General features: G+C 65.2%; 24 protein-coding genes. 9 read left to right on the top strand and 15 right to left on the bottom strand.

All coding sequences use genetic code 11. The features are described from left to right. Position 1 precedes the first annotated feature (1 nt). From AC066Y_RS19755 to murJ, 7 genes are all read right to left on the bottom strand, one after another. Positions 2-454, bottom strand: a complete 453-nt coding sequence (locus AC066Y_RS19755) for a Fur family transcriptional regulator (RefSeq protein ID WP_092120651.1) — start codon at positions 452-454, stop codon at positions 2-4. Positions 455-521: 67 nt separating this feature from the next. Beyond that, positions 522-1,007: a ribosomal protein S18-alanine N-acetyltransferase gene (gene rimI / locus AC066Y_RS19750; RefSeq protein ID WP_478275351.1), complete on the bottom strand. Its 486-nt coding sequence runs from the start codon at positions 1,005-1,007 to the stop codon at positions 522-524. Next, entirely contained in the window at positions 1,004-1,699 is a 696-nt protein-coding gene (tsaB, locus tag AC066Y_RS19745) for a tRNA (adenosine(37)-N6)-threonylcarbamoyltransferase complex dimerization subunit type 1 TsaB (protein WP_478275350.1), read from the bottom strand. The genes rimI and tsaB overlap by 4 nt, the downstream gene beginning before the upstream one ends. An 88-nt stretch (positions 1,700-1,787) precedes the next feature. Next, complete coding sequence (locus AC066Y_RS19740) at positions 1,788-2,357, bottom strand: NifU family protein (RefSeq protein ID WP_478275349.1); 570 nt, start codon at positions 2,355-2,357, stop codon at positions 1,788-1,790. Positions 2,358-2,557: 200 nt separating this feature from the next. Further along, on the bottom strand, positions 2,558-3,052 hold the full coding sequence (locus AC066Y_RS19735) for a universal stress protein (protein ID WP_092120638.1): 495 nt from the start codon (positions 3,050-3,052) through the stop codon (positions 2,558-2,560). A gap of 87 nt (positions 3,053-3,139) precedes the next feature. Continuing rightward, positions 3,140-4,192 carry a tryptophan--tRNA ligase gene (gene trpS, locus AC066Y_RS19730; RefSeq protein WP_478275348.1) on the bottom strand — a complete coding sequence of 351 codons (1,053 nt, stop codon included), beginning with the start codon at positions 4,190-4,192 and terminating at the stop codon, positions 3,140-3,142. A 66-nt stretch (positions 4,193-4,258) separates the two neighbouring features. Further along, positions 4,259-5,797 (bottom strand): murein biosynthesis integral membrane protein MurJ, encoded by a 1,539-nt coding sequence (gene murJ / locus AC066Y_RS19725; protein WP_478275347.1) that lies wholly within the window; start codon positions 5,795-5,797, stop codon positions 4,259-4,261. A 267-nt stretch (positions 5,798-6,064) separates the two neighbouring features. Between murJ and AC066Y_RS19720 the strand changes: the two genes are divergently transcribed. Then, a complete protein-coding gene (locus tag AC066Y_RS19720; RefSeq protein WP_478275346.1) occupies positions 6,065-7,066 on the top strand; it encodes an adenosine kinase in 1,002 nt (333 codons plus the stop codon). 163 nt (positions 7,067-7,229) lie between these two features. Here the strand turns inward: AC066Y_RS19720 and AC066Y_RS19715 are convergent, their stop codons facing one another. Both AC066Y_RS19715 and AC066Y_RS19710 read right to left on the bottom strand, forming a co-directional pair. Next, positions 7,230-8,948, bottom strand: coding sequence for an AMP-binding protein (locus AC066Y_RS19715; RefSeq protein WP_478275345.1), 1,719 nt, complete (start codon positions 8,946-8,948; stop codon positions 7,230-7,232). A 310-nt stretch (positions 8,949-9,258) separates the two neighbouring features. Further along, positions 9,259-10,452 (bottom strand): serine hydrolase domain-containing protein, encoded by a 1,194-nt coding sequence (locus AC066Y_RS19710; protein WP_478275344.1) that lies wholly within the window; start codon positions 10,450-10,452, stop codon positions 9,259-9,261. 344 nt (positions 10,453-10,796) lie between these two features. Between AC066Y_RS19710 and AC066Y_RS19705 the strand changes: the two genes are divergently transcribed. From AC066Y_RS19705 to AC066Y_RS19690, 4 genes are all read left to right on the top strand, one after another. Then, a complete protein-coding gene (locus tag AC066Y_RS19705) occupies positions 10,797-11,120 on the top strand; it encodes a hypothetical protein (RefSeq protein WP_097671264.1) in 324 nt (107 codons plus the stop codon). Between the two features lie 218 nt (positions 11,121-11,338). Next, positions 11,339-12,835, top strand: a complete 1,497-nt coding sequence (locus AC066Y_RS19700; protein WP_478275343.1) for an NAD-dependent succinate-semialdehyde dehydrogenase — start codon at positions 11,339-11,341, stop codon at positions 12,833-12,835. A gap of 44 nt (positions 12,836-12,879) precedes the next feature. After that, positions 12,880-13,194: a hypothetical protein gene (locus AC066Y_RS19695; protein ID WP_478275342.1), complete on the top strand. Its 315-nt coding sequence runs from the start codon at positions 12,880-12,882 to the stop codon at positions 13,192-13,194. Between the two features lie 273 nt (positions 13,195-13,467). Next, the gene (locus AC066Y_RS19690; RefSeq protein ID WP_478275341.1) at positions 13,468-15,516 is read left to right on the top strand and encodes a TonB-dependent receptor; all 2,049 of its coding nucleotides are present in this window, start codon (positions 13,468-13,470) and stop codon (positions 15,514-15,516) included. A gap of 103 nt (positions 15,517-15,619) precedes the next feature. On the opposite strand, the gene AC066Y_RS19685 is transcribed toward AC066Y_RS19690, so the two are convergent. Continuing rightward, positions 15,620-16,519, bottom strand: a complete 900-nt coding sequence (locus AC066Y_RS19685; RefSeq protein WP_478275340.1) for an amino acid ABC transporter substrate-binding protein — start codon at positions 16,517-16,519, stop codon at positions 15,620-15,622. 143 nt (positions 16,520-16,662) lie between these two features. Here AC066Y_RS19685 and AC066Y_RS19680 point away from each other — a divergent pair, with 143 nt between their 5' ends. Then, positions 16,663-17,364, top strand: a complete 702-nt coding sequence (locus AC066Y_RS19680) for a GntR family transcriptional regulator (protein ID WP_478275339.1) — start codon at positions 16,663-16,665, stop codon at positions 17,362-17,364. 57 nt (positions 17,365-17,421) lie between these two features. After that, complete coding sequence (locus AC066Y_RS19675) at positions 17,422-18,789, top strand: NAD(P)/FAD-dependent oxidoreductase (protein ID WP_478275338.1); 1,368 nt, start codon at positions 17,422-17,424, stop codon at positions 18,787-18,789. Positions 18,790-18,887: 98 nt separating this feature from the next. Here the strand turns inward: AC066Y_RS19675 and AC066Y_RS19670 are convergent, their stop codons facing one another. The 5 genes from AC066Y_RS19670 to AC066Y_RS19650 form a co-directional block, all read right to left on the bottom strand. Next, complete coding sequence (locus tag AC066Y_RS19670) at positions 18,888-19,934, bottom strand: alpha/beta fold hydrolase (protein ID WP_478275337.1); 1,047 nt, start codon at positions 19,932-19,934, stop codon at positions 18,888-18,890. 71 nt (positions 19,935-20,005) lie between these two features. Then, positions 20,006-20,812, bottom strand: a complete 807-nt coding sequence (locus AC066Y_RS19665) for a crotonase/enoyl-CoA hydratase family protein (protein ID WP_478275336.1) — start codon at positions 20,810-20,812, stop codon at positions 20,006-20,008. 49 nt (positions 20,813-20,861) lie between these two features. Continuing rightward, the gene (locus AC066Y_RS19660) at positions 20,862-21,902 is read right to left on the bottom strand and encodes a zinc-dependent alcohol dehydrogenase (protein WP_478275335.1); all 1,041 of its coding nucleotides are present in this window, start codon (positions 21,900-21,902) and stop codon (positions 20,862-20,864) included. Between the two features lie 239 nt (positions 21,903-22,141). Continuing rightward, the gene (locus AC066Y_RS19655) at positions 22,142-23,056 is read right to left on the bottom strand and encodes a phosphoribosylaminoimidazolesuccinocarboxamide synthase (protein ID WP_478275334.1); all 915 of its coding nucleotides are present in this window, start codon (positions 23,054-23,056) and stop codon (positions 22,142-22,144) included. A gap of 85 nt (positions 23,057-23,141) precedes the next feature. After that, the gene (locus AC066Y_RS19650) at positions 23,142-24,059 is read right to left on the bottom strand and encodes a pirin family protein (RefSeq protein WP_050406223.1); all 918 of its coding nucleotides are present in this window, start codon (positions 24,057-24,059) and stop codon (positions 23,142-23,144) included. A 234-nt stretch (positions 24,060-24,293) separates the two neighbouring features. Between AC066Y_RS19650 and AC066Y_RS19645 the strand changes: the two genes are divergently transcribed. Both AC066Y_RS19645 and AC066Y_RS19640 read left to right on the top strand, forming a co-directional pair. Then, positions 24,294-24,869 carry a GNAT family N-acetyltransferase gene (locus AC066Y_RS19645; RefSeq protein ID WP_478275333.1) on the top strand — a complete coding sequence of 192 codons (576 nt, stop codon included), beginning with the start codon at positions 24,294-24,296 and terminating at the stop codon, positions 24,867-24,869. A gap of 53 nt (positions 24,870-24,922) precedes the next feature. Beyond that, a complete protein-coding gene (locus AC066Y_RS19640; RefSeq protein ID WP_478275332.1) occupies positions 24,923-25,981 on the top strand; it encodes a helix-turn-helix domain-containing protein in 1,059 nt (352 codons plus the stop codon). The last annotated feature ends 316 nt before the right edge of the window (positions 25,982-26,297 follow it).

Raw genomic sequence — 26,297 nt, 5'->3', positions numbered from 1 at the left:
CTTACGACTTGCTGTCGTCGTCGAGCGGGACGCAATAGAGCTCGAGACGGTGATCGACCAGCTTGTAGCCGAGCTTGCGCGCGATCTCGGCCTGCAGCTTCTCGATTTCCTCGGAGGTGAACTCGATCACCTTGCCGTCGCGCAGATTGATCAGATGGTCGTGATGGCTCTCGGGCATCTGCTCGTAGCGCGCGCGGCCCTCGCGGAAGTCGTGACGCTCGATGATGCCGGCATCCTCGAACAGCTTGACGGTGCGATAGACCGTCGAGATCGAGATCTTGTCGTCGACCGCCACGCAGCGGCGGTAGAGTTCCTCGACGTCGGGATGATCCATGGCTTCCGCCAGCACCCGCGCGATCACGCGGCGCTGTTCGGTCATGCGCATGCCGGTCGCGGCGCAGCGCGCCTCGATGCCGGTATTTTTATGCGCAGGCGGGATTTTCACCGTGGTCATGGGTTTCGGGCCGTATTCTTCAAACCTTGGGTGGCAGAGCGGAGAGTGTTCTGCCATCGCGCCGATGTTACGACAAGTCGCGCCGCATCAGAAGCGCGTTCAAATGTTCCCCGCCGGGCTGTTTGTAATAGCGCTCGCGGCGGCCGATCACGCCGAATCCGGCCCTTTCATAGAGCCGCCGCGCCGGCTGATTGTTCTCTTCCACTTCGAGGAAGATGGTGCGGATGCCGCGGCCGGCAAGGTGGCCGAGATGGGTCAGCAACAGCTCGCGCGACAGGCCGCGCCCGCGCTGATTGGAATCGATCGCGATCGACAGGATTTCCGCCTCGTCCGCCGCCATTCGCGAGACCGCAAAGCCGATCACCCTGCGGCCCTGACGCAGCCGGTGCACCAGCGTGTTGCGCTCGGTCAGCATCGCCTCGAATTCGCCTTCGCCCCAGCCGCGATGAAACGAGGCGCCGTGCAACTGGGCAAGCCGCGCTGCATCGCGCAGCGACGCGGGCTCGACCGCGGGCGGACCGCCGCTCCACCATCGCGACAGCCAGCCGATCATGTCGATGGCGGCGCGCTGATGACCAGGCGATCCTTCGGCGGCTTCGCGTCGGGTGCGCGCAGATAGAACGGACGCGGCGGCGCGGTGTCGGGATCCACCGCCGCCCCGACCCAGGCGACCCAAATAATGTCGGGTGCGGGCTGCCTGTCGACCTTGACCGGCGGAGCGGCATCCGCGGGCCAGCGCTCGGCAAGGATATTGGCGGCGTTGCCGACCAGATGCAGCGCGCCGAACTGTGCGGCCTCGAGCGCTTCTGCGATCGGCGCAACCTTCGGCTTGAGCATCAAGCTGCCGTCGCCGCCCACGAGTTGGAAATAGACGTGATCGTGCCGCGCATCGATCGCCGACAGGATCGCGTGCGCGCCATTCTCGGCAACCACGGGCGCGGCGTAGGCGGCGAGCGTCGATAGCCCGACGACCGGCTTTTCCGCAGAGAGTGCGAGGCCACGCGCTGCCGAGAGCCCGACGCGGAGGCCAGTGAAACTGCCGGGGCCGGTGGTGACGGCGATGCGGTCAAGCCCGGCAAAGCCGATGCCGCTCTGTTTCATCACCCGCGCGATCAACGGCATCAGCGCCTCGGCATGGCCGCGCTGCATCGCCTGCGATTCGATGGCGATGGTATTGCCGGAGTTGGTGTCGAGCACCGCCGCGGAGCAGGCGTCGAGCGCCGTATCGATCGCGAGAATCATCATGGGAGGGCGAATGGCGAATACGAAATGGCGGACAGGGAGTTCGAGGAGAACGCTATTCGCGATCCGCCATGCGCCATTCGCCGCTCCATCACATCGGCCGGACTTCCTGCACGTCGGGCACGAAGTGCCGCAGCAGGTTCTGGATGCCGTGTTGCAGGGTCGCGGTCGATGACGGGCAGCCGGCGCAGGAGCCCTTCATGTTGAGATAGACGATGCCGTCCTTGAAGCCGCGGAAAGTGATGTCGCCGCCGTCATTGGCAACCGCCGGACGAACGCGGGTCTCGATCAGGTCCTTGATCTGCTCGACCGTCTCGGCGTCGGCCTCGTCGAAGAACTCGCCTTCCTCGTCACGGGCGTCGTCGCTCCCGGCGGTGCCGTCGGCGAGCAGCGGCGCGCCGGACATGTAGTGCTCCATGATGGCGCCGAGGATCGCGGGCTTGAGGTGCTGCCAGTCGCCGTCGGCTTTGGTCACGGTGACGAAGTCGGAGCCGTAGAACACGCCGGTGACGCCTGACACGGCGAACAGCCGTTCGGCGAGCGGCGAGCGCGCGGCGGATTCGGGCGAGGAGAATTCCATGGTGCCGCTGTCGAGCACCGTGCGGCCCGGGATGAATTTCAGGGTGGCGGGATTGGGCGTGGCTTCGGTCTGAATGAACATTTGCTGTCTCCGGCGTCGCCGGTTCAAGGCCGGCGCGTTGGGTTCCATTATAGCGCTTTCGAGCGAAACGACACCGGTCGCGTGAAGAAAACGCGTCAAATCAAGGAGTCAGATGGCAATCAAAAAGCCCGCGATCAAGCTGCAAAACCGCGGTTCCAGGCCCCAATCCATGCTCTGGAGCGGCTTCGAGGCCGATAACGCTAGGACAGGGCGTCGATCTCGGCGTCGGTCAGGCCGCCGGGCACGATGGTCACCGGGATCGGGAATGCCCCCATGGTCTTGGCCATGGTGGTGATGATCGGTCCGGGCCCCTCGGCGCCCGGATTGGCGGCCAGCACCAGCATCGCGATATCGACGTCCTTGTCGATCACGTCGAGGATCTGCTCGGTCGGGTCGCCCTCGCGAATCACCCGCTCCGGGGTGATCGCGGCGATCCCGTTGGCGCGGCCTGCGGCGCGATCGAGCGCCTCATTGGCGGCTTCCTCGGCCTCCGCGCGCATGATGTCGGCGACCCCCAGCCATTGCTGGTTCTGGTCCTCGGTCTCGATCACCCGCAGCATCAGGACGCCGCCGCCGACCCGGATGGCCCACCGGCTGGCGTAATAGACCGCACGGTCCCATTCCGCGGTGTCGTCAACGATGACGAGGCATTTCGGCTTGTGACCTGTCTCGTAACTTCGTCGCTGGGCGGTCATGCATGTCCCGGTGCTGAACCAAACCAACCCATGCTGCCACACTCCCTCCCTGTTGGGGAGAGGGCGCGCGCAGTTCTGCCGGTGATGTCAGCGCGGGCGGATGAAGCCGACGATGTCCTTGGTCATGCGCATGGTCTCGTCGGCGATGCCGCGGGCGCGGTTAGCGCCGTCGATCAGGATCGAATCGACATGGCCGGGATCGGCGACCAGCTTCTTCATCTCGGAGGCGATCGGCGCCAGTTTTGCGACGCAAACTTCGACCAGCGCGTTCTTGAAGCTGGAGAACTGGCCGCCGCCGAACTGCGTCAGCACCTCCTGCTTGGAGACGCCCGCGAGCGCCGCGTAGATGCCGACCAGATTGTCGGCCTCGGGGCGGGTCTCGAGGCCCTTTTTCTCCGACGGCAGCGGCTCCGGATCGGTCTTCGCCTTGCGGATCTTCTGCGCGATGGTGTCGGCGTCGTCGGTGAGGTTGATGCGCGAATTGTCCGAGGCATCCGACTTCGACATCTTCTTGGTGCCGTCGCGCAGGCTCATCACCCGCGTCGCGGGCCCCGTGATCAGCGGTTCCGGCTGCGGGAAGAACAGGCCGTCGGCAAAGCCGTGGCCACGGATTGAATCGCCGAAGTCGTTGTTGAACTTCTGCGCGATGTCGCGGGACAGCTCCAGATGCTGCTTCTGGTCCTCGCCGACCGGCACATGGGTGGCGCGGTACAAGAGAATGTCGGCGGCCATGAGCACCGGATAGTCGTAGAGGCCGACGGAGGCGTTCTCGCGGTCCTTGCCGGCCTTCTCCTTGAACTGCGTCATGCGGTTCAGCCAGCCGATGCGCGCGACGCAGTTGAAGATCCAGGTCAGCTCGGCGTGGCCGGCGATCTGGCTCTGGTTGAACACGATGTGCTTCTTGGCGTCGATGCCGGCGGCGATGAAGGCCGCGGTCACCTCGCGGGTGTTGCGCGCGAGCTCGGCCGGACCGCCCCAGACCTCGACGCCTTGCGTGATCGCGTGCATGTCGACGACGCAATAGATGCAGTTATGGGTCTGCTGCATCTTCACGAAGTTGACGATGGCGCCGAGATAGTTGCCGAGGTGCAGATTGCCCGTCGGCTGGACGCCTGAGAAAACCCGTTCAACGAACGCCATGGTCTCGATTCCCGGAAATTGCGGCTTTGGCGGCGTCGTTTGCCACTTAAGCCCCGGGTGCGCAAGTCAGGCCGGGCGTCTTTGCCTGACGGCGTTAACCGCCTCCCGCCAGCCTGTGACGCCGAAAAGCTGCAAGAGGAGCCCGTAACTGGCGATCCCGGCCGCGATCAGCACGAGAAGGGAGGCCGCCTGCACGAAATCGTGGCGGCCGGCGGCCGGCAGCGCGCCTGCCGCGAGCCAGAGCAGGCCGCCCATCGCGAGCGCTGCGGCCAGGATGCGTGGCAGCCGGCGGCGCGCCCCGGCATCGATCGAAAAGCCGAAGGTCGCAGCGCCCTTGCGGATCAGCGCCAGCGCATTGCTCCAGGCGCCGAGCGCAATGCCGGCGGCAATTCCGCTCGCGCCGAACACATGACCGAGCAGGAAGGCCGCCGCGATCGCGACCATGATGGCCTTCAACGTCGCAAACAGCGGCGTCAGCGTGTCCTCGCGCGCAAAGAACGCCGGCGACAGCGCCTTCACCAGCACATGCGCCGGGAGGGCAAGCGTCAGCCAGATCAGGGCCTGCGCGGTGGCCGCGGTATCTTGCCCGGTGAACGCGCCATGCTCGAACAGCATCCGCACGATCGGTTCGCTCAGCACCATCAGGCCGAGCGTTGCCGGCAGCGCCAGCCCGACCGCGAGTTCGAGCCCGCGCGATTCCGCATGCGTGATCGCAATAGATTCGCCGCTGCGCACCGCGCGGGTCATCTCCGGGATCAGCACGGTGCCCATGGCGACGCCGACGATGCCGAGCGGCAGCTCGAGCAGGCGGTTGGCGAAATAGAGCCAGGACACCGCCGATGGCGAGGTCGATGCGATCACCGCGCCCGCCACCATGAGCCATTGCGGCGCGCTGCTCGCGACCATGCCGGGGACCGCGCGGCCAAGAAAGCCGCGCATCTCGAGGGCGAAGGAGATGCGGAGCGGCGCGGCGAGTTTTATCCCGCGCAGCGTCAGCATCGAGAGTTGCAGGAAGCCGGCGACGCCAATCGTTGCGGCCATGACAAGCGCGGCCTGCACCGGCTCCTGCTGCCGCACCAGCAGCACGGCCATCACTGATATTAGCGCGATGTTGAACAGCAGCGGCGAGAACGCCGTCAGCGCGAAGCGCCCCTGCGCATTGAGCAGCGCCATCATCACGGTGACAGGGCCGGCGAAGGCGAGATAGGGCAGCATCAGCCTGGCGTCGTCGACGGCGAATTGCAGCGTGTCGCGGCCGACGAAGCCCGGCGCGATTGCCGCGATCACCAGCGGCATCAGTACGCCGATCAGGAGCGCGGCCGCAATGACCGCGGCGCTGACGGTGCCGAGCACGCGGCCGGCAAAGGCGGTCGCCGCGGCCATGCCGTCGGCGTCGCGCGTCTTCAACCACGCCGGCACCAGAGCGGCATTCAATCCACCCTCGGCCAGCAGCCGTCGCACCACGTTCACAAGCTGGAATGCCGCCAGGAAGGCATCCGCCACCGGCCCCGCGCCAAGCAGCGCCGCGATCACGGAATCGCGCACGAAGCCGAGCAGTCGCGAGGCCAGCGTTCCCGTGGAGACCGTGAGGAAGGAGCGGAACATCGGGCCTGTATAGCAGCCGCGCGCTTTGCTGCCAGCGGCCGCCCTACTAAACCCGTCACCCTGAGGAGCGCGAAGCGCGTCTCGAAGGGTCGACGGCCACGAGCGGGGCCGATTCATCCTTCGAGACGCCTGCTTCGCAGGCTCCTCAGGATGACGGATTGGCAGGAGGCTCGGACAGGTTTCATCCAAACAGCTTCCCTTGCTGCCCCGAGGCCTAACGTGATAGGTCGCGGCTCTTGTTGGGTGGCGTTAACACAGGGCAGGTCTATGGCTGACGCAAAATACGACGTTCTCGGGATCGGCAATGCGATCTTCGACGTGCTGGTGCAGACCGACGAGGCATTCCTTGCCCGTCATGGCATGACCAAGGGCTCGATGCAGCTGATCGACGAGGCGCGCGCCACCGCGATCTACAGCGACATGGGCGTGGCGACCGAGATGTCGGGCGGTTCGGCTGCCAACACCATCGTCGGCGTCGGCAATCTCGGCGCCCGCGCCGCCTATGTCGGCAAGGTCAAGGACGACCAGATCGGCAAGCTCTACGTCCATGACATCCGCGCCGCCGGCGTCACCTTCGACACCGCGCCGGCCAAGTCCGGCCCGGCCACCGGCTGCTCCTACATCCTGGTGACGCCGGATGGCGAGCGCACCATGAACACCTATCTCGGCGCGGCGCAGGACCTGACGCCCGACGACATCGATCCGGCCCAGATCGCAGCTGCCGGCATCATCTATCTCGAGGGCTATCTCTGGGATCCGAAGAACGCCAAGGACGCCTTCGTGAAGGCGGCCGATATCGCGCATGGCGCGGGCCGCCAGGTCGCGCTGACGCTGTCGGATTCGTTCTGCGTCGATCGCTACCGCGACGAATTCCTCGGTCTGATGCGCAAGGGCACGGTGGATCTCGTGTTCGCCAACGAGTCTGAGCTGCACTCGCTGTACCAGACCTCGGATTTCGACACCGCGCTGAAGCAGTTCGGCAAGGATACGAAACTCGGCGTCGTCACCCGCAGCGAGAAAGGCTGCGTGGTGATCTCAGGTGATGGCGTCGTATCGGCGCCCGCCTCCCCGATCGACAGGCTCGTCGACACCACCGGCGCCGGCGACCTGTTCGCCGCGGGCTTCCTGGTTGGTCTCGTGCGCAATGTCGGCCATGAGAATGCCGGCCGCCTCGGCGCGCTCGCCGCCGCCGAAGTGATCCAGCACATCGGCGCCCGGCCGCTGGTCTCGCTGAAGGATCTGGCGAAGGAGAAGGGGCTGCTGGTGTAAGGGCGCCTCTTACCTCGCCCCGCTCGCGGGGAGAGGTCGGAACGCATCAGAGATGCGTTCCGGGTGAGGGGGAGTCTCCGCACACGCATCTGTATCGCATTCGCGTAGACAGCCCCTCACCCCGACCCTCTCCTCGTAAGAACGGGGCGAGGGGGAAGAAAGATTACGCCGTCTTCGCCGCCTTCAATCCCAGCCGCTGCTCGACCGCGTCGCGCATCACGAATTTCTGGATCTTGCCGGTCACCGTCATCGGGAATTCGTCGACGAATTCCACATAGCGCGGGATCTTGTTGTGGGCGATCTGGCCCTGGCAGAAGGCGCGGACCTCGTCCGCGGTGAGCGCTTCGCCAGCCCGCACACGGACCCAGGCGCACAGCTCCTCGCCATAGCGCGCGTCGGCGACGCCGAAGATTTGCACGTCCTGGATCTTCGGATGGCGATAGAGGAATTCCTCGATCTCTCTCGGATAGAGATTTTCGCCGCCGCGGATCACCAGGTCCTTGATGCGGCCGACGATGTTGCAATAGCCCTCGTCGTCGATCACGGCGAGATCGCCGGTGTGCATCCAGCCATTGGCGTCGAGCACCTCGCCTGTCTTTTCCTTCTCGTCCCAATAGCCGAGCATCACGCTGTAGCCGCGGGTGCAGAGCTCACCGCGTTCGCCGCGCGGCACCACCTTGCCGTCGAGGTCGACCACTTTGACCTCGACATGCGGATGGATGCGGCCGACGGTGGAGACGCGGCGCTCCAGCGGATCGTCGGTCGCGCTCTGAAAGCTCACCGGGCTGGTCTCGGTCATGCCGTAGGCGATCGTCACCTCGCGCATGTTCATCTCGGTGTTGACGCGCTTCATCACCTCGATCGGGCAGTGCGCGCCGGCCATGATGCCGGTGCGCAGCGAGGACAGATCGAAGCGCTTGAACTCGGGATGGTCGAGCTCGGCGATGAACATGGTCGGCACGCCGTACAGCGTCGTGCATTTCTCCTGCGCGATCGTCGCAAGCGTCGCTAGCGGATCGAAACCTTCGCCGGGATACACCATGGTGGTGCCGAGCGTGACCGAGGCGAGATTGCCCATCACCATGCCGAAGCAGTGATAGAGCGGCACCGGAATGCAGATGCGGTCCTGTTCGGTCAGGCGCATGGCGCGGCCGGTGAAGTAGCCGTTGTTGAGGATGTTGTGATGGGTCAGCGTCACGCCCTTGGGCAAGCCGGTGGTGCCGCTGGTGAACTGGATATTGACGGGATCGTCGAATTGCAGGCTGTCGCCGAGCGCCGCGAGCTGCTCGCGATGGCGCTCCCCGCCCATCTGCGACGCCTGCTCGAACGGAATCGTGCCTGGTGCCGCCGGTCCGCCGATCTGGATCACGGCGCGCAGCTGCGGCAGCCGCGCCGATCGCAGATGGCCGGGCTCCGAGCTCGCAAGCTCCGGCAGCAGCGTGTTCAGCATCTCCATATAGGCCGAGGTCTTGAACGCGGTCGCGGTCACGATCGCGGCGCAGCCGACCTTGCCGAGCGCGAATTCGAGCTCGCTCAGCCGATAGGCCGGATTGATGGTGACGAGGATCAGGCCGGCTTTCGCGGCGGCGAATTGCGTCAGCGTCCATTCCGGCCGGTTCAGCGACCAGATGCCGATCCGTTCGCCGCGTTGCAGCCCGAGCGCGAGGAAGCCCGCCGCCAGCGCTTCGACGTGACAGGCGAATTCGTTCCAGGTCCAGCGCACATTGTGGCTGGGCGAGACCAGTGCCTCGCGATCACCCCAGCGCGCGCGTGCGCGGTCGAGGCTGCGGCCGATGGTTTCACCGAGCAGCGGCGTATCGGAAATGCCGCAGACATAGCTGTCTGCCTTGGGTGCTGGGGGTGCCAAGATCGTCCTCCTCATGGTCGTGTTCGTGTCGTCTTCGTGTCGTCGCGCTTTTTTGCGCGATCTTAGTCGTTTGGCGCCGGCAGGACAGGCCCGACCTATGGCGGGTATGAAAAATCCCTCCCTGTGAGGGGAGGGATTGGATCGATTCGAATAGCAGGTTCCGCTTCACCTCGCCCCGCTTGCGGGGAGAGGTCGGAGCGCATCGAAGATGCGTTCCGGGTGAGGGGGTACAGGTCTCACCGCGATCACAACTCTCGGAAGCAGCCCCTCACCCCAACCCTCTCCCCGTAAGAACGGGGAGAGGGAGTTGATCGCGCTCGCGTCCCTAAGCCGCCCGCTGTCCGCTGCCGGCATCGAGGCCGGCATAGATGCCCTTCTCGAAGCCTGCGAAGGCCTCCAGGCTGTGCTTGTCCGCGAACGGCAATAGCTGGGTCAGGATCACGCCGCAGACGTCACGCGACGGATCGATCCAGTAATAGGTGTTAGCGAGGCCCGCCCAGGCGAGGCTGCCAGGGCTGCGGCCTTCCGGCGTCTTGGCGGTGTTGATCAGGAAGCTCAGGCCCCACTTCTTGACGATGTCGGGCCAGAGATCGACGTCGTTGGTATACATCGGCGCCGCCGTCGTCATCTTGCCGACGGTGAGATCGCCGATGTGGTTCTGCCCCATCAAAGCTACGGTCTCAGCCTTCAGCACCTGATTGCCGTTGCCTTTGCCCTTGTTGAGGATCATCTGGCAGAACTTGATGTAGTCGGCCGCGGTCGAATAGAGGCCGCCGCCACCCATGTGGAATTCAGGGTTCTGCTCGAGCTCGAAGGGGATCGCGGCGAGCGTGCCGTCCTCGCCGCGGGCGTGCATGCCGACCAGTCGCTTGCGCATGTCGTCGGAGATCTTGAAGGCGGTGTCGCTCATGCCGAGCGGCGCGAACATGTGGTCGCGCAAGTACTCATCGAGCTTCTTGCCGGATGCTGCCTCCACGGCCTTGCCGACGAAGTCGATATTGATACCGTATTCCCAGCGCGTGCCGGGATCGCTTGCCAGCGGCGTCTTCAGTGCGGCATTCGAGCAGGAGATGATCCCGGGCGTACCGGTCTTCTCCATATATTTCCCCATGTCGGCGTTCCACAGGTCGTAGCAGAAGCCGGCAGTGTGGGTCATGAGCTTGCGCAGTGTGATCGGCCCCTTGGCAGGCCGCAGCTTCGGCTCGCCCTTGGCGTCGAAGCCGTCGAGCACCTGCACGGCGGCGAGATCGGGCAGCAGCTTGCCGATCGGCTCATCGAGCGAGAGCTTGCCCTGCTCGACGAGCTGCATCGCGCCCGCGGAGGTCACCGCCTTGGTCATCGAGGCGATCCAGAACACGCTGTCGGCGGTCATGGGATCGCTCTTGGAGAGGTCGCGCTTGCCGAACGCGCCCTCGTAGATCACGTCCTTGCCGGTGGCCGCGATGGCGACCACGCCGGGAATCTCCTTTGCCTCGCTCTTCTGCCGCAATACCTGATCGATCTGAGCCTTGCTCTGCATTGGGGGCGTCCTCCGGTGGGTTTATTGTTTTGAAGTGCGGGGATCATCCTCCCGCTTTTCCGCTCCTGCAAGGCGGGCGCGATGCGGTGCTGTCGCGATGTCGTGACAGCCGGGGCCATCGAGATGCCATGATCAGGGGATGTTCACCACGCGCGCAGATTTTGCAGTGGACTCCGCACAAGTCCCGGTGACCTCCGACGACGGCCACGGTAACGTGATCAAGGAATGATTTTCGTACCTGATTATTTGCATTAACGCATTCAGATCGCTGCATAAACGGTGCAGCGAATTGGGATGGATTTGACGAAAAGATTCGTCATTTCGCGCCTTGCGGGGACGCAGCAATGATTTCGACATGGAGTGAATGGAAGCGCTATCCGCGGCCGGGCCGTGGCGAGAATATCGAGGCGCCGATCAGCCCAGGTCTCTACGAAGTTCGCTACGCGGGTACCGGTGCGCTGCACTCGTTCGAGGCGGTCGACAATGTCGCCCAGGCGCTGGCGCTGCTGCAGACCGGCGCCAAGTCCTGGTTCGGCCGCCGCGATGCGCGGGCGCAAGCCGACCTCGAATACCGGACCTGCGCAACCTCGACCAAGGCAGACGCCAAGGCTGCGGCCGAGCGCATGATCGGCCGCCGCGAAACCTACATGTCGGGCGGCGCGATCTGACGCGCTGCTGTCATTCCGGGGCGATGCCCAGCATCGAACCTCGGATGAACAAGGGCGCACCTGAGGTCCGTTCCTTCGGACCATCCCAAATGATAGTGTTCCGTAACGGCGCCGCGTTTGCGTCCAAGCAGGGTCGCGCTGGCCGCCAGTGCATTACCGCGGCTTTCCGCCTATATAGGCGGCGAATACCCCTCCAAAGAAATTCCAGGAGTAACGCCATGACCCCGCCCGTTGCCGCACGCGCCACGCAATCCGCAGCATCCTCCCTGCAAAGCCGCCTGAAGGACCCCTCGCTGCTGCGCGACCGCTGCTACATCGACGGCGCCTGGGTCGGCACGCCGGAGTTCGCCGTCAACAATCCGGCCAATGGCATCGAGCTGATCAGGATCCCGCAGCTGGGCGCCGACGACGCGACCAGGGCCGTCGAGGCCGCCCAGCGCGCGTTTCCGGCCTGGGCCAAGCTGACCGCCAAGCAGCGCTCCAACATCGTGCGTAAATGGTTCGACCTGATCATCGCCAACCGCGAGGACCTCGCGCTGATCCTGACCTCCGAGCAGGGCAAGCCGCTGGCGGAAGCGCTCGGCGAGGTCGATATCGGCGCGGCCTATGTCGAGTTCTTCGCGGAGGAAGCGCGCCGCGTCTATGGCGAGACGATCCCGACCCAGCGTCCGGATGCCCGCCTGCTCGCGATCCGGCAGCCGATCGGCGTCTGCGGCGCCATCACGCCGTGGAATTTCCCGAACTCGATGATCACGCGAAAAGTGTCGCCGGCGCTGGCCGCCGGCTGCACCGTGGTGCTGAAGCCCGCCAACGAGACGCCGCTGTCCGCGCTCGCGCTCGCTGTGCTGGCCGAAAAGGCTGGCGTGCCGAAGGGCGTACTCAACATCATCACCGGTGATGCGCCGCCGATCGGCAAGGTGCTGTGCGAGCATCCGGCGGTGCGGTTCGTTGGCTTCACGGGTTCGACCAATGTCGGCAAGATACTGTACCGGCAAGCATCGGTCGGCGTGAAGAAGCTCGGCCTCGAGCTCGGCGGCAATGCGCCGTTCGTGGTGTTTGACGATGCCGACATCGACGCCGCGGTCGAAGGCGCTATCGTCTCCAAATACCGCAACATGGGCCAGACCTGCGTCTGCGCCAACCGTCTCTACGCGCAGGACAAGATCTACGACCAGTTCGTCGAGAAGCTGTCGAAGAAGGTCGCCGAGATGAAGATCGGCGACGGCACCGAGGCCGGCGTGACCCAGGGGCCGCTGATCAACATGAAGGCGATCGAAAAGGTCGAGCGGCACATTGCCGACGCCGTGAAGGGCGGCGCGAAGATCGTGACCGGCGGCAAGCGGTCGGCGCTGGGCCGCAGCTTCTTCGAGCCGACCGTGCTGTCGGATGTGAGACCCGACGCGCTGGTCGCGCAGGAGGAGACCTTCGGCCCGCTCGCGCCGGTGATCCGCTTCAAGGACGAGGCCGACGTGATCGCGATGTGCAACGCTTCGCCGTTCGGTCTCGCCTCCTACTTCTATTCGCGTGACATCGGCCGCGTCTGGCGTGTCGCCGAGGCACTGGAGTCGGGCATGGTCGGCGTCAACTCCGGCCTGATCACGACCGAGGTCGCACCGTTCGGCGGCGTCAAGGAAAGCGGCCTCGGCCGCGAAGGCTCGCGCCACGGCATGGATGAGTATGTCGAGATCAAATACGTGATGATGGCCGGCGTCTGATCGCGGAGTACTGTGTCCCTTCGCTCTCATGGGCGAGGGGACACATGCCGGAGATCCGTCAGTCGTCATTGTCGATCGCTCCCGGCGGCATTTATCAGGCTGCGACAATTCACCGCGATCGCCGAATGGATCGTTCTCATCGCGACGACGATCGCGCCAGGAACCTTTCTAATCTGAGGTTCGCCGTCAGAATCAAGCTGCATACGCGCGCCGCCACCCAACGAAGGAATAATCGAAACGCGGAATCTACCGCATCGATGTCGCCTCGCGCAGCAAGCTTCATCCCCTCTCTTAGATGCGTTCTAGTTGGCGTCACACTGCGTGATGCCTATGCCCCGGTGGTCGCGCTCGAACTCTGACGATGTTCGAGACGAAACCAAGAAGAACCCGGGGACCTCATGCTCGTCACTTCAAACGTTCCGTGCGCATTCCGACTCGTGTGCGCGTCGCTCCTCCTGACCGCGGTCCCTTCGCTCGCGCAGTCGCCGGAGCAACCACCCGCAAGCGGTGCTGCGCCGCTTCCGCCGGTCGTCGTGGCCGCGCCACAGCATCGCGCCACGCCGGTTCGGAGGCCGTCATCGTCACGGTCGGCGCGTTCGTCGGCATCGCATCAGGCGAGCAGGCGTGAGCACGTGCAGGCACCCGCGGCCACGCCCACGGCCGGTGCGCAGCAAGCGGCGTTGCCCGTGCCCTATATCGGCGGCCAGGTCGCGCGCGGCGGACAACTCGGCCTGCTCGGCAACAGGGATTATATGGACACGCCGTACAGCCTGACGAGCTACACCGAGAAGACGATCCGCGATCAGCAGGCAACCAGCGTTGCCGAAGTGCTGACGAATTCCGATCCGTCGGTGCGCGCTGCGATCGGCAGCAGCAACCGTTACGACGCGCTGACCATCCGCGGCTTCCGGGTCGAGAACAGCGAAATCGCCTTGAACGGACTTTACGGCCTCGTTCCGGCCTATCGCGTCAACCCGGCGCCGATCGAACGCATTGAGCTGCTCAAGGGGCCGGGTGCCTTCCTCAGCGGTATGGCCCCGCAAGGCAGCATCGGCGGGACCGTCAATGTCGTGACCAAGCGGGCCGCGGAAGACCTCACGCGCCTGACCGCGGGCTACATTTCGGATGGACGTTTCGGAACGGAGCTCGACCTCGCCCGCCGCTATGGCGAACAGAAGGAGTGGGGCGTTCGCTTCAACGGCGGAATCGACGGCGGCAACACCTCAATCGATCGGCAGTCCACGCGCAACGGCGTTGGTTCGCTCGGCGTCGACTATCATGGCGAACGCTTTCGCTGGTCCGCGGACATCATCTCCCAGGACGACTGGATGAAGGCGGCCCAGCGCGGCTACACGCCGGTGCCCGGCATCGCCATGCCGAAGGCCCCCGATCCGCGCATCAATCTCGCGCAGCCGTTCGATCGTGCGCGCTCGCAGAGCCTGACCGGCTTGACCAGGGCCGAATACGATCTCAGCAACAGCGTCACCGTGTTTGGCGCGATCGGCGCCAACCAGTTCCGCTACGACAAGCAGGAAGATCCCGGCGCAACGATTCTCAATACCGCGGGCGATGCCTTGGGCACATCCCGATTCCAGACCGGCAAGTCGGAGGGCGTCTCCGGCGAGGCGGGCGTCCGTGCGCGTTTCGACACGGGGCCCGTCGGCCACGAGGTCGTCGTCAGCGGCAGCGCGCTCGACCGGACCGATTGGCTCGGCCAGACCAACTACGCGACCTACCTGACTAACATCTACCGGCCGACCTTGCTGGCGACCGCTGGCATCCCGGTATCGGCGTTCCCGGAGGGCAAGTCGGACTTCCTCGGGCTGCGCAGCGTCGGCGTTGCCGATACCATCACGACCATGGGGGGCATTCTGCAAGTGATCGTGGGCGCACGCCAACAGCAGGTGATCGCCAACAGCTTCAATCCTGTCACCGGGCTGGAAACGACGCACTACGACGACAGCGCAACGTCGCCTTCGATCGCGCTGGTGGTGCGGCCGATCAAACAGCTCTCGTTCTATGCCAACTACATCGAAGGCCTGACGCCGGGGCCGACGCCGCCGTCCGGCGCGGTGAACACCAATGCGGTGTTCGCCCCCTTCAAGACCCGGCAGGCCGAAGTCGGCACGAAGCTCGATCTCGGAGGCTTCGGCGCGAGCCTCTCGGCATTCCAGATCAGCCTGCCGAGCGGCGTGATCGATCCCATCACCAAGATCTACAGCCTCGATGGTGAACAGAGAAACCGCGGCGTTGAGCTCAATACCTTTGGCGAGGTCGCGCCCGGCGTCCGCGTCCTCGGCGGCGTGACCTGGCTCGATGCCCGGCTCACCCAGACGCAAGGCCACCTCTACGACGGCAATCGGGCGATCGGCGCGCCCGACCTGCAGGGCAATCTGGGCGTCGAATGGGATACGCCCTTCGTGCCGGGCCTCACCGCGACGGCGCGCGCCATCTACACCAGCCGGGCCTATGTCAGCGCCGACAATTTCCAGAGCGTCCCCGCCTGGGCGACCTTCGATATCGGTGCGCGTTACGCCACGACCCTCGCGGGACGCCCGACCACGTTCAGGGCGTCACTGACCAATCTGTTCGACAAGCACTACTGGATCGGCAATCCAACCGGCTATGTGATCAGCGGCATGCCGCGCACGCTGTGGCTCTCCATGACGGTCGACTTCTAGGGAAGCGTCGAAAGGCCGTCGCGCGCTACAAGCTGGTGCCGCGGCGGCCATTCGTTGTCGCGATTTCGCTGCGAAACATCCGCCGCGCGCCCGCGATTGCCGATCACACGCCCTTGTCGTTCGGATCGGCGACCGCGTCCTTCAGCGGCGCCGTCATCGGGAAATTCAGGTTCACGTTCTTCGGCGGGATCGGCCGCGTGAACCATTTTGCGTAGAGCTCCTGGAATTCGTTGCTCTTCATCATGGCAGCCAGCGTTCGGTCAACCAGTGCCTTGAACTCCGGATCGCCCTTGCGGATGATCAGCCCGTACGGCTCGGTGCGCAGGCTGTCGTCGATGATGCGCCAGTCGGACGGATTGGGGCTGCCCGCGATCAGGCTGGCGAGCAGGATGTCGTCCATCACGAAGGCGTCGCTGCGCCCGGTGGTCAGCGCGAGGAACGATGCGGCATGATCCGGGGTCAGGATGTTCTTGGTCTGAAAGTTCTTCGCCTGGGCGCGTGCGCTCAATAGACCGATCGAGGTCGAGCCCGAGGTCAGCGAGACCGGCCTTCCGCCGAGATCCTCGAAGGTCTTGATCGGCGCGTCCTTCTGCACCACCGCGCGGATGCTCGACACGAAGATCGTGGTGCTGAAGGCGACGACTTTCTGCCGCTCCAGCGTGTTGGTGGCGGGACCACAGACAATGTCGATGGTGCCGTTCTCGATCAGCGGTATCTGGGTGGAGAGCTGGATCGGCTGCAGCCTGGTCTGCAGCGCCGGCAGCTTGAGCTCGCTCTTCACCACCTCGACGATCCGCGCGCAGAGGTCCATCGCGAAGCCGACCGGCTTCTGGTTGTCGTCGAGATAGGAGAATGGGACCGAGACGTCGCGGTGTCCGAGCCGGATTTCGCCGATGTCGCGGATCTTGGCCAGCGTCCCGCCGGGCGATTGGGCATGCGCCTGTGTTGATGCCGTCGTCGCAAGAAAGGCTAGGTAGATCAATTGCTCGAATGCTTTGTTCATCAGGTGCTCGCGGACGCCGGCAGAATTGGATACGATCGATCAAGATTTTATACATAGGATTGCATAATCGGCAATCTGATTTTATACAATCATGACCAAGCCGGATATCTTGGCTTGGCTCACCAGCGAGAAGAGAAAGTCGGATGGAACCAGCGACCGCCGCCAGCCATCGAGGGCCCGGACCTCACGGTTCCGCGCCGGACGCCGTGCGTGAGGCGCTGCGGGCCGCGATCAGTTCCGGCGAGCTCGCGCCCGGACTGCAGCTGCGTCAGGACGAGCTCGCTGCCCGGTTCGGCACCAGCCGCATCCCGGTGCGCGAGGCGCTGCGCCAGCTCGAGGCCGAGGGTTTTGTGACCTTCCTGCCCAACCGCGGCGCCGTCGTCTCCGACCTGTCGATCGACGAGGTGATCGAGCTGCTCGAGATACGTATTGCGCTCGAATGCCACGCCTTGCGATTGGCGATCCCCGCGATGGGCGAGATCGATCTCGAGGCGGCGACGAAAATCCTTCGTGCTTACGACGCCGAGCCTGATCCGGCGCAATGGGGCGCTTTCAACTGGAAATTCCACGCCACGCTCTACGCGCCGTGCAATCGTCCGCGGCTGCTCAGCATGATCGAGGCGAATTACGGCCACGTTGGCCGCTTCACGCGGGCGCTGGTGTCGCAGGCGACCGGCAAGGAGCGTCCGCAGCGCGAGCACTACCGGCTGCTCGAATTCTGCCGCGACGGCGAGGTCAAGAAGGCCGTCCGCCTGCTGCGCGATCACATCGAGGAGACGCAGAAGACGCTGCGCTCGGCGCAGCGCCAGGCGTTGCGCGATGCGGGCCCCGAACGCCCGGTCTGATCGCTGTGACAATTCAAATCATCGCAGGCCCCACTGCGGGCCTTTGGGAGACCACGCGTGAAGACCAATGACGTCGAAATCCTGGTGATCGGTGCGGGCATCGTCGGCATCGCCACGGCGTACTACCTCGCCGTTCAGCACAAGCGTGCGCGTCTTTTGATCGTCGACGAAGGCCAGCCGATGGCGCTGACCTCGGCGCAGTCGGGCGAGAACTACCGCAACTGGTGGCCGCATCCGACGATGGCCGATTTCACCGATCATTCCACCGACCTGATGGAGGAGATCGCACGCCGCAGCGACAACCGCATCCACATGACGCGACGCGGATATCTGCTGGTCACGCGCGAGGAGAAACCTGAGGAATTGCTGCAGCAGCTCTACGCCGGCTATGGCGAGCAAGCCGCGAAGCTGATCCGCCTGCATGAAGGATCGAGCCGCGGCTACGTGCCGCCGCATTCGGCGGACTGGCAAAACGCACCCGACGGCGTCGACGTTCTGCTCGGCCGCGATCTGATTGCGGCGCATTACCCGACCTTCGACAAGGAGATCTCGACTGCGCTGCACATCCGCCGGGCGGGCGACATCAGCGGTCAGCAGCTCGGCCAGTACATGCTGGAGACGATGCGGCCGCTGGGCGCGCAATTCCAGCAGGCCAAGGTGGTCGGCATCGCGAAGACCGATCGCTTCGCCGTCGACGTGCTGGCCGATGGCGCGAGGCGGACCATCAAGGCGGACATCATCGTCAACGCCGCGGGCCCGTTCGCCGCGCATGTCGCGGCGATGCATGGCGAAGCGCTTCCGGTCGTCAACGTGCTGCAGCAGAAGATCGCGTTCGCCGATCGCAACCGCGCGGTCGATCGCAAAATGCCGTTTGCGATCGACCTCGACGGCCAGACGCTGGCCTGGTCCGATGACGAGCGCGAGGCGCTGTCCGCGGCGCCGGAATTCGCGCGGCTGCTGGCGCCGATGCCGGGCAGCATCCATTGCCGGCCTGACGGCGGCGATCACGGCGAGTGGGTCAAGCTCGGCTGGGCCTTCAATGCCGAGCAGACCACGGCGCCGGTGCGCGAGCCGGAGCTCAATCCATATTTCCCCGAAGTCGTGCTGCGCGCGGCGAGCCGGCTGCAGCCGCGCCTCGCGCAATATCTCGGCGCGCTGCCGCGCGACCGCGTGCATTACGGCGGCTACTACCCGATGACGAAGGAAAACTGGCCGTTAATCGGCCCGGCGAAGACGCCGGGCGTCTTCCTCGCCACCGCGCTGTCGGGTTACGGCACGATGGGCGCCTGCGCCACCGGCGATCTCTGCGCCCGCGCCGTGGTCGGTGCGCCCGTGCCCGAATTCGCCCGCGGCCTCTCGCTCGCGCGGTACCAGGACAAGGCGCTGATGGAGCAACTTGAGGCGACCGCCAGCGGCTTGCTCTAGAGCAATTTCGGTTCTGATTGAATCAGAACCGAAGCTCTAGACTCTTGTTTGACGCGTTTTCTTCACGCGAACCGGTGTCCACTTCGCTCGAAAACGCTCTAGCCGAGGCTGTCCATGAATGCGCGCAACCGCGGCGCCCATTTGTGCGCGTCGCGGCCCGATGCCGAATGGCCGTAGTCGCTGTCGAGCAGAAAATAATCGGCGTCGACGCCGGCGGCCTTCAGTGCCGGCATCACCTGCGGCGCAAGCTCCGGCGGGAACAGTCTGTCGGTCCGCGACAGGACATAGAGCAGCTTGGCCTTGATCTGTCCGAACCGCGCCGTGACGTCGAAGCCGCGCAGCGCCTTGGCCAGAGTCAGCAGCGAATTGGCGTCGAACCCCCTGGCCCATTCCGCCGCCTCGGCGCGGATCGCGGCCTCGATGTCAGCGGGATCGGTCATCGTGTCGCGCAGCCGCGTTTCGATGCCGTAGCTCTTCAGCGTCGCGGCGCGGATCTGGATCATGCTTTCGAGCACGCCGCCGTGATCGTAATAGTCGCCGCCGTTCCAGTTCGGATCTTGCGACAGCACCGCCATCAGGCGCGCGACATTGCCTTCGGCGCGCTCGCGCGGCACCAGCGGCGCGGTGACGACAGCGGCGATGCCGCGCATGGCGTCGGGATAGTTCACCGCCCATTGCAGCGCCTGGAAACCGCCATAGGACGGACCGACGATCGCAACGAGCTTGTCGATCCCGAGATCATCGAGCATCGCGCGCTGGGTGGCGACGATGTCGCTGACGGTGATGTCCGGGAAGCGCGGCCCGTAACGCCGGCCGGTCCGCGGATCGATGCTCGCCGCATTGGTCGAGCCGTAGGACGAGCCCAGCATGTTCGGGCAGATCGCGAAGTAGCGGTTGGTGTCGACAGCCTTGCCGGGGCCGACGATCTCGTTCCAGCTGCCTTCGCCGGTCGATCCTCCGGGATCGATCATCTGCGGCCCGCTGGTGTTGCCGTGGGTGATTAGCACGACATTGTCGCGGTCAGGCGCCAGCGTGCCGACGGTGCGGTACGCGACGGTGACTTCGCCCAGCACGCTGCCGTTCTCCAGGCGGAAATTAGATGTCGTGAAGTTCTTCAGCTCGGTTGCGATCGATTGCGCGGGCATCGTCTTGCTTTCGGAATGGTACGACAGCTCAGCACGTCGGCAGCAGGAACGCAAAGGCTGGCGCTGTGGGACTACCCATTGCCGCCCTCATTGCCGAATGCGCCGTGGCGGCCGATACCGGAGGCGAAGCGCGCCGCGCCGGATAGCGTCTCGCCTGAAGCGATGACCTCGAGCCCGCCACGCATTTCGTTCCGGATCGCCTCTTCCTCGTCGAGGTCCCATTGCCGCAACGCCGAGAGCCGGTCGGCGCGCAAACATGTCTGCGGGAATTTCGCGATGTCCTTGGCGAGCGCGATGGCGTGCGCGCGCGTCTCGCCCTTCGGCACCAAGCGGTTCGCGAGCCCGATGCGAAGCGCCTCGGGGCCTGCGACCGGACGTCCTGTGAGGATCAGATCGATCGCCTGCGAATGGCCGATCAGCCGCGGCAGGCGGATGGTGCCGAGGTCGATCAGCGGCACGCCAAAGCGGCGGCAGAACACGCCGAAGGTTGCGTCCTCGGCGACGACGCGCATGTCGGCCCACAGCGCAAGCTCCATGCCGCCGGCGACCGCGAAGCCTTCGATCGCGGCGATCACCGGCTTCGACAGCCGCAGCCGGCTCGGTCCCATCGGCGCGATCGTGTTGTGTCCGCGAACCTCGCGCTTCTTCTCGGGATCGCCTGCTGCCACAGCCTTCAGGTCGGCGCCGGCGCAGAAATAGCCGCCGGTGCCGGTGAACACGGCGACCGATGCACTCGCATCCGCATCGAATGCCAGGAACGCGTCATATAGCTTGCGCGCGGTCGCGCCGTTGACGGCGTTGCGGCAATGCGGACGGTTGATGGAGATGATGGCGATGTCACCATCGCGCTCGACGAGCACGCTATCGGCTTCGGTCATGGGCTGGCTCCCTTGGGCTTGTTGGTTGAGCCGAGCCTAACCCTGTTGATCACGCGATGCCATCGCGAACAAAGGCGACGCGGATGGTCGGGTCCCCGATCGCCTCATGCGCATCCTCGAAACGGACACGGCGGGTGATGACATGTTCTGGGTGGTAATGTCCTGCCGTCACATGCGCAACGCAGTCGGGCAGTTCGGCGCGCACATTGACGCGGCTGACCTTCAGCGTGATCCCGACTCCATACATATGCCGCAGCGGCACCGGCGTGGTCTCGGCGAAGTCGCCATACATGCGCTGGCAGATGCCGTTCGGTTCCGTCGCGCGGAATGCCAGCAGGATGCTGGCGCCGGTCGCGGCCGCATCGATCACGATCGGAAACAGGCGGGGCGGCTCCATCGACAGGCCGCTAGGGGCTTCGATGATGTCGGCACCGAGCGACTTCGCCTTGGCGAGGCGCGGCGCGTGGTCGTCGAGATAGACGACGCGGCCCGCGCCGCGCGCCACCGCCGCCTGCACCGCAAACAGTGCGAGCGACTGCGCGAAGCCGCCGATCACGAGGACATCGGCGCCGGGCCGTTGCGCGAGCCAGCGCGCCACCGCGCTGAACCCGTCGGTCGCGCCGTCGGCCAGTCCCGCGGTTTGCGAGAGGGCATGGCCGTTCGGTTGGCGCACCAGCATGTGATCGGCAAACGGCACGCGGATGAGGTCGGACAGGCCGCCGCCGTACTCCACGCCGCAGACCGGCTTCAGCCCGTAGGAGGAGCGGAACGGCACCGCCGTGCAGGCATTGGTGTGGCCACGCCGGCAGCGGTCGCAGGCCCCGCAACTGATCTGGAACGGAACGATGACGAGATCGCCGGGCGCGAAATTCCTCACGGCGCCGCCGATGTCGACGATGCGGCCCGCGGTCTCATGTCCGAGCGCAAATGGGCCGGCGAGGCCCGATCGGCCGTGCACGATCGCAAGATCGAGATCGCAGCGCGTCACCGCGAGCGGCTGCACCAGCGCGTCGCGGTCATCCTGAAGCCTCGGCGGGGGAACGTCCCACCATTCAACCTTGTTGCCGCCGATATAAGTCAATTGCCGCATCGTGCACTCTCCGCTTTGCGCCGAGAATGCAGGGAGGCGGATGTACCGACAAAAGGTATGTCTTCAACAGGGGTGAATGGGATTCACCTGGTCTCTCTCTCTTTTCCGTCATCCTGAGGTGTGAGCGCGGCGAGCCTCGAAGGATGCACGGCCCCGCTGGTGGCCGTCGACCCTTCGAGACGGCCGCGTTGCGGCCTCCTCAGGGTGACGGTGATAGAGCGAACGCGCCGACGATGCCGCTAGACCTTCAGTTCGGTCCCGGTCACGCGGCGATACGCTTCGAGGTAGCGCTTGCTGGTCGCATCCACCACGCTCGCCGGCAGCGGTGGGGGCGGGGCGTCGCCGTTCCAGCGGCCGGCGTGGCGTTCGACGTCGAGATAGTCGCGCAGCGGCTGCTTGTCGAAGCTCGGCTGCGGCTGGCCGGGCTTGTAGGCATCGACCGCCCAGAACCGCGACGAATCCGGCGTCATCACCTCGTCGATCAGGATGATGCGGCCGTCACTGTCGCGGCCGAATTCGAACTTGGTGTCGGCGATGATGATGCCGCGGGCGCGGCTGGTCTGTTCGCCGTAAGCGTAGACGTCGCGCGCCATCTTCTCCAGCGTCGCAGCAACGTCCGCGCCGACGATCTCGCGCACCCGCTTAACCGTGATGTTCTCGTCATGGCCGGCCTCGGCCTTGGTCGCCGGGCTGAAGATCGCGGGCTCGAGCTTTTGGCTTTCGACCAGGCCCGGCGCCAGCTTCTCGCCGGCGAGGGTGCCCTCGGCGGCGTATTCCTTCCAGGCCGAGCCGGAGATGTAGCCGCGGATCACGCATTCGATCGGGAACACAGTGGTGCGCTTGCACAGCATCGCGCGACCGAGGATGTCGGCGTGATGGTTCTTGAGTTCAGGCGCTGCGCGGATGATCTCGTCGGCATCGGCGCTGATCATGTGGTGCGGCACGGTGCCTTCGAGCTGCCGGAACCACCAGGCGCTGATCTGGGTCAGCACTGCGCCCTTCATCGGAATGGTTTCCGCCATCACCACGTCGAATGCCGAGATGCGGTCGGTGGTGAGCAGCAGCACGCGGTCGTCGCCGACGGCGTAGATATCGCGCACCTTGCCGCGGCCGATCCGGGGCAGGGGCAAATCGCTGGATAGCATTGCGGTCATGGGCGGGGTCTTTCCGGGTGGCTTTGCAAACACGAGCGCCCGCACACGAGGCGTGCGGGCGTGAGAGATTATCACAGGAAATAGCTCACTCCGGCAGCGGAATGAACTCGTGTTCGTGCGGAACCTGCGCGAAGCGCCCGGTTTTCCAGTCCTGTTTGGCCTGCTCGATCCGCTCCTTCGAGGAGGAGACGAAATTCCACCAGATGTGGCGCGGCCCTTCCAGGGCGTCGCCGCCCAAAAACATCATGCGGGTCGGCCGCAGCGTCTTCACGGTGATGCGGTCGCCGGGCCGGAAGATCAGGAGCCGCGGGCCCTCGTGGCGGTCGCCCGCGATCTCGACCTCGCCGTCGACGAGATAGATCGCGCGCTCCTCGTGATCAGGGTCGAGCGGCACCGAGGTGCCGGCCTGCGCGGTCACCTCGGTGTAGAACCACGGCGACACCATGCTGACCGGCGAGCTGATGCCGAACGCCGAGCCTGCGATGACGCGCGCGGTGAAATCGCGTTCCGAGATCATCGGCAGGTCACCCGCGCCATAATGCTGGAACGACGGTGCGATCTCTTCCTTTCCGGCCGGCAATGCGATCCAGCTTTGCAGCCCGAGCATCTTCTGGCCGTCGCGGCGCTGCACGTCGGGCGTGCGCTCGGAATGCGCGATGCCGCGCCCCGCGGTCATCAAATTCATCGCGCCGGGCTGGATCTCCTGGATGTTGCCCTCGCTGTCGCGGTGCATGATGCTGCCGTCGAACAGATAGGTGACCGTGGCGAGCCCGATATGCGGATGCGGCCGCACGTCCATGCCCTTGCCGGCGAGATATTGCACCGGACCGAAATGGTCGAAGAAGATGAAGGGCCCGACCATCTGCCGCTTGCCATGCGGCAGCGCGCGGCGCACCGCGAAGCCGTCACCGAGATCGCGGGTGCGCGGCACGATGATCAGATCCAGCGCGTCGCAGGTCTTGGGATCGCCGAGTTCGGGATCGGTCGAGGGCTGCCAGCTCATGTCGGACTCCTTAACAGTGGTGTAGCGATCATACTCCAATCGTCGTCCCGGCCAAGCGAAGCGCGAGCGGGACCCAACCACCGATGCTTATGTTACGAAGGCTGGGGCCCCAGCTTTCGCTAGCAACACACATCGGTGGTTATAGGTCCCTGCTTTCGCAGGGACGACGAATTACTTGTGGCTTGCACCTGCTCTCGATGGCAGCAAGTACAAACTTGGAAACTGGAGGACGTCATGGTTTCTCTGATCAAGCCAGGCGCGAAGCTGTTGGGTGTCGATGGTCCCGTGATCGAGACCGCGCGCCTCATCCTGCGGCCGTGGCGCGCGTCCGATATCGCCGACAACACGAAAATGCTGTCCGATCCCGAGACGGCGCGCTTCATCACGCCGGATCATCAGCCTGTCACGTCGGAGCTGAAGGGCTGGCGCAATGCGGCGGTCATCTCGGGCCATTGGGCGCTGCACGGCTTCGGCATGTTCGCGGTCGAGGAGAAGTCTTCCGCCCGCTATGTCGGCCGCGTCGGGCCATATTATCCGCCGGAATGGCCGGGCTTCGAGGTCGGCTGGGGCATCGCCAAGGAGTATCGCGGCAAGGGCTATGCGGTGGAGGCCGCGCGCGCCGCGATCGACTTTGTGTTCGCCAACTTCACGGTCGACCGCATCATCCATTGCATCGATCCGGCCAACGTCGCCTCGCAGGCCGTGGCGCGGCGGCTGGGTGCTGTCAATGAGGGCCCGGGCAAGCTCGAGGGCGATGTCGTCGATATCTGGGTCACGCAGCGCAGCCGCTGGCCGCGCGATGGTTCTTGAAAAATCTCGCCTGACGGACGATTCTCTGCTGACCTTGGAGATCGCATCGACCGATGACCTTTGCCGCAACCGAACTGTGCCTGCGCGCCGCCACCGTGACGCTGCTGCTGGTGCTTGCGGCCTCGATGTTCGCAGATTTCCGCAAGGTGCTGGCCGGGCGGCTCGCGATCGCCTTCGCGCTCGGCTCGGCCGCGCATGCGGTGACCGCGTCGATGGGTGCCGGGCCGCCGGTCTCGGACTGGCATGCGCCACTGATCGCGCTCTCGACCGGCGATATCGTGGTGTTCTGGCTGTTCACGCGCGCGTTGTTCGATGACGCGTTTCAGCTGCGCTGGTGGCACGGCCTGATCTGGGCTGCGGTCGTGGCCTACAGCTTCGTCAATTGCATGTGGATCGCACCGGCCGGTCACGCGCGGATCGCGATCATCATGGTCAATTCGCTCACGCTCGTCTTCGTTGCGCTCGCGGTGGCGCAAACCATCGGATCGTGGTCGGCAGATCTGGTCGAGCGTCGCCGCCGTGTCCGCGTCTTCATCGTCGCCGCATCTGCGCTGTACGGCGGCATGAACGCGCTGCTTCAGATCGCCTATGCCGGCAGCCGCGTGACCGTGGAAGGGGCCAATTTGCTGAACGCGGCCGTGCTCACCGCCATCGCGGCCGCAATCACCTGGGCGATGATGCGCGTCGACGGTGCCGACCTGTTCACGGTGCCGGCGGAGGCCGTCGTCCTGACGAAGCCCGCCGCGGTCGAGGAGGCGGCGGACCAGAGACTGGTCGATGCCCTGATGCGGCTGATGGCGGACGAGCGCATCTATCGCCACGACAACGTCACGATCGGCACGCTGGCAACCCGGTTGAAGATCCCCGAATATCGTCTCCGGCGGCTGATCAACCAGCGGCTCGGCTACCGCAATTTCAACGTCTTCCTCAACAACCACCGGATCGAGGAGGCCAAGGCCGCGCTCGCCGATCCGACCCAGTCCGCAGTTCCCGTCATCACCATCGCGATGGACGCCGGCTTCCAGTCGCTCGGCCCCTTCAACCGAGCGTTCAAAGCGACGACCGGTGTGACCCCGACGGAGTACCGGAAACTGAAGGCCAGCGCGGTGTAGGGGGCCGCCGATGTGAGGGACGCATAGGCGGCAGGGTTCCCTCGCCCCCTTGCGGGGAGGGCTAGGGAGAGGGGTACCACACGGGTGGTCTCTCACTTTGAGTTTCGGTGTTGTGCAGCGAGTTGTGACGACACTGCTTGCATTGGCCGTCTCGCCCAGGGCTCACCCCTCTCCCCAACCCTCCCCCGCAGGGCAGGGGAATCGCACGTGCGCGGCTGCAAGTAGTTGCCAAATCGGGAGAAAGAGATTCTGAAGGTCGCTCCTGATCTAGAGGGAGCGGCCGATGCAACGATTTGCCGAGTGCTTCGAAGATTTG

It is taken from the genome of Bradyrhizobium sp. USDA3010, from assembly GCF_056429065.1.
This window is presented reverse-complemented; position numbering and strand designations above follow the sequence as displayed.